The organism is Sphingomonas sp. ABOLH (assembly GCF_003951715.1).
Classification (GTDB): domain Bacteria; phylum Pseudomonadota; class Alphaproteobacteria; order Sphingomonadales; family Sphingomonadaceae; genus Sphingomonas; species Sphingomonas hankookensis_A.
Genome location: NZ_QQWV01000090.1, coordinates 1 through 2,647, shown reverse-complemented (window position 1 = coordinate 2,647; position 2,647 = coordinate 1). Strand labels below are relative to the sequence as shown.

The 2,647-nt window shown below is 69.2% G+C and carries 4 protein-coding genes; 2 read left to right on the top strand and 2 right to left on the bottom strand.

Annotated elements, in window-relative coordinates; all coding sequences use genetic code 11:
* Nucleotides 1-149 precede the first annotated feature (149 nt).
* Complete coding sequence (locus tag CA237_RS19255; RefSeq protein ID WP_232307944.1) at nucleotides 150-461, bottom strand: hypothetical protein; 312 nt, start codon at nucleotides 459-461, stop codon at nucleotides 150-152.
* Nucleotides 458-628 (bottom strand): hypothetical protein, encoded by a 171-nt coding sequence (locus CA237_RS19835; protein ID WP_164523936.1) that lies wholly within the window; start codon nucleotides 626-628, stop codon nucleotides 458-460. Before CA237_RS19835 ends, CA237_RS19255 begins: the two co-directional genes overlap by 4 nt.
* A 258-nt stretch (nucleotides 629-886) precedes the next feature.
* Between CA237_RS19835 and CA237_RS19250 the strand changes: the two genes are divergently transcribed.
* Both CA237_RS19250 and CA237_RS19245 read left to right on the top strand, forming a co-directional pair.
* Complete coding sequence (locus tag CA237_RS19250) at nucleotides 887-1,375, top strand: hypothetical protein (protein ID WP_066690094.1); 489 nt, start codon at nucleotides 887-889, stop codon at nucleotides 1,373-1,375.
* Nucleotides 1,372-2,647: terminase family protein (locus CA237_RS19245; protein WP_126015303.1), on the top strand; the 1,276-nt coding region annotated here is incomplete at its 3' end. The genes CA237_RS19250 and CA237_RS19245, both read left to right, overlap by 4 nt.

The following is a 2,647-nucleotide window of genomic DNA, read 5'->3' as shown; positions in this document are numbered from 1 at the left end:
GGTGGGGATAGGGGGCTGCCCGTGCTTCGATACGGGCCTTCGACTTCGCTTAGTCCCTACTCAGCATGAACGGTTTCGCGTGAAGGGAAGATCAGGCCGTTTCCCTCGGGCCCTACTCCGCATCAACGGTTTCGCGCGAAAGGGGAAGGTCAGGCCTTCCGCCCCGCCATCGCCGCTTCGACCGAGGCCAGCCCTTCGGCGCTTGCGATGGCGAGGTCGAGCGGGCGGCCGCCCAGGGTTTCGTCATGGGCGTTGAGGAACGCCATCGCCGCGTCGCGTTCGCCGAAGTGGCGGAAGGCGCTGGTGGCGACCTGGCCCTGGCGGGTGGCCTGATCCGGGGTCAGGCGGACGGTCGTGTATTTGCGGCGGAACTTCATCGCGCCGGGGCGCGGCGTCGTCGGTTCGGCCGGGGGGGCGGCCGGAGTTTCGGCGACCGGCGTGGGATCGAGCACGGCGGTCATGCCGCCACCATCCGGCCCGAGGCGCCGAGCAGGTCGCGCAACGCCGCGATCCGGCGTTCATAGCCGCGGGCCATGCCGCCATGGGCATGCGCCGCCTCAACCGAATGGGCATGGGCGGCACGCATCAGGGACACCTGATGACGGTGGAGAAGATCGTTGAGGTCCATATTCGACGCTCCCGACGGCGTAAGCGGAAGCGCGTGCGTCTCCCGGTCGCTGGCGCCTACGGACCATCTGCCGACGATATGTCTTATGTGGGGGTGCGGACGACGATCCGCCATGCCCCGGCGAAAACGAACCAAATGGGAACATTCCTGTTGACATCGTCACGCTGATATGGCACAAAACAGGAACATCGGGAATTGTAGGGATCGGGGCCGGGCGGAAACGTCGTCGGCCCCGAACCGCGTCTGGGGGGTGGGGACATGGCGAGGGAACAGGTTCTGACGACGGGGACCAATCGTCCGGTACAACAGCAGCGCACGGACAAGGGATGGACGCCGAGCCGGCGGGAGCGGTTCCTCGATCATGTCGCGGCGACCTGCAATGTGCGCGCCGCGACGGAGGCCGTCGGCCTGTCTCAATCGAGCGTCTATGCGTTGCGGCGGCGCGATCCGGCATTTGCCGCGCAGTGGCGCATGGCATTGCTGGCCGGATATGACCGGCTGGAAGAGATGCTGGTGTCGAAAGCGATCGCCGCGCTGGAGGGGGTGGCGGTGGGCGATCCCGACACGGTGGTCTGCGGCGCGATCAGCATCGAACAGGCGATCAAGCTGCTCGACCGGCATCGTTCGATCGTGAAGGGCGGCAGCGGGCATCGCGAACAGCGTTCCCGTGCGACCCAGGCCGAGACGGACGCGATGCTGATCGCGCGGATCAAGGCGATGCGCGGCAAGCAGGAGCGCCGGGTATGAGCGGCATCGACCCGCTGGTCGCGGCCATGACCGAATTGAGCGACGCACAGCTCGAACGCTTTCTGATGAAGGTCACGCCGCATCGGCGCAGCGAACTGGCGACGCGCTTCAGGCTGTGGGCGCATGACGGACAGACGATCGCGGACAATGACTGGACGGTGTGGCTGATCCAGGCGGGGCGGGGGTTCGGCAAGACCCGCGCCGGGGCCGAATGGGTGTGCGCGCGGGCGGCGGAGCAGGGCGATTTGCGCATCGCACTGGTCGGGGCGACCCGGCGCGATGTCGAGAGCGTCATGGTGCGCGGGCCGGCGGGGGTGCTGGCGATCGGGCGGCATTACGGGTCGGTCACCTATCGTCCCTCGCGCGGCGTCGTGGAGTTCGGATCGGGGGCGGAGGCGCATGTCTTTGCCGCCGAAAGCCCCGACGGGCTGCGCGGGCCGGAGCATCATATCGCGTGGTGCGACGAGCTGGCGAAATGGCGCAACGCCGATGCGACCTGGGACAATCTGATGATGGGGATGCGGGCCGGGGAGCGGCCGCAGACGCTGGTCACGACCACGCCGCGCGTGATCCCGCTGCTCAGGCGGATACGGGGGATGCCGGGGGTGCGGATCACCGGCGGGCGGTCGCGCGACAACCGGCATCTGGCGGAGAGTTACTTCGCGCAGATCGAGGGGGCCTATGCCGGCACGCGGCTGGGGCGGCAGGAGCTGGAGGGCGAGCTGATCGAGGATGTCGCGGACGCGCTGTGGTCGCGCGCGATGATCGAGGAGCGGCGGGTGGACGCGGTGCCGACTTTGGTGCGGGTGGTGATCGGCGTCGATCCGCCGGCCGGGATCGGCGGCGATGCGTGCGGGATCGTCGCGGTCGGCAAGGGTGCGGACGGATACGCCTATGTACTGGAGGATGCGAGCGTGTCGGGCCTGTCGCCCGAGGGCTGGGCATCGGCGGTCGCGGCGTGCGCGGCGCGGCATGGCGCAGACCGGGTGGTGGCGGAATCGAACCAGGGCGGGGCGATGGTCGCCAGCGTGCTGCGCGCGGCGGATGCCGGATTGCCGGTGCGGCTGGTCCATGCGTCGCGGGGCAAGGCCGCGCGGGCCGAGCCGGTGGTGGCGCTATATGAAGGCAGGCGGGCGTTTCATGTGGGGGCGTTTCCGGCGTTGGAGGACGAGCTGTGCGGGCTGGTGGCCGGCGGCGGGTATGAGGGGCCGGGGCGGTCGCCGGATCGGGCGGATGCGCTGGTGTGGGCGATGTTCGAGCTGATGCTGGGGG

Excerpts from the sequence above, each read along its gene's own strand:
- CA237_RS19835 (WP_164523936.1), bottom strand. The coding sequence starts at position 628 with ATGGACCTCAACGATCTTCTCCACCGTCATCAGGTGTCCCTGATGCGT.
- CA237_RS19250 (WP_066690094.1), top strand. The coding sequence starts at position 887 with ATGGCGAGGGAACAGGTTCTGACGACGGGGACCAATCGTCCGGTACAA.
- CA237_RS19255 (WP_232307944.1), bottom strand. The coding sequence starts at position 461 with ATGACCGCCGTGCTCGATCCCACGCCGGTCGCCGAAACTCCGGCCGCC.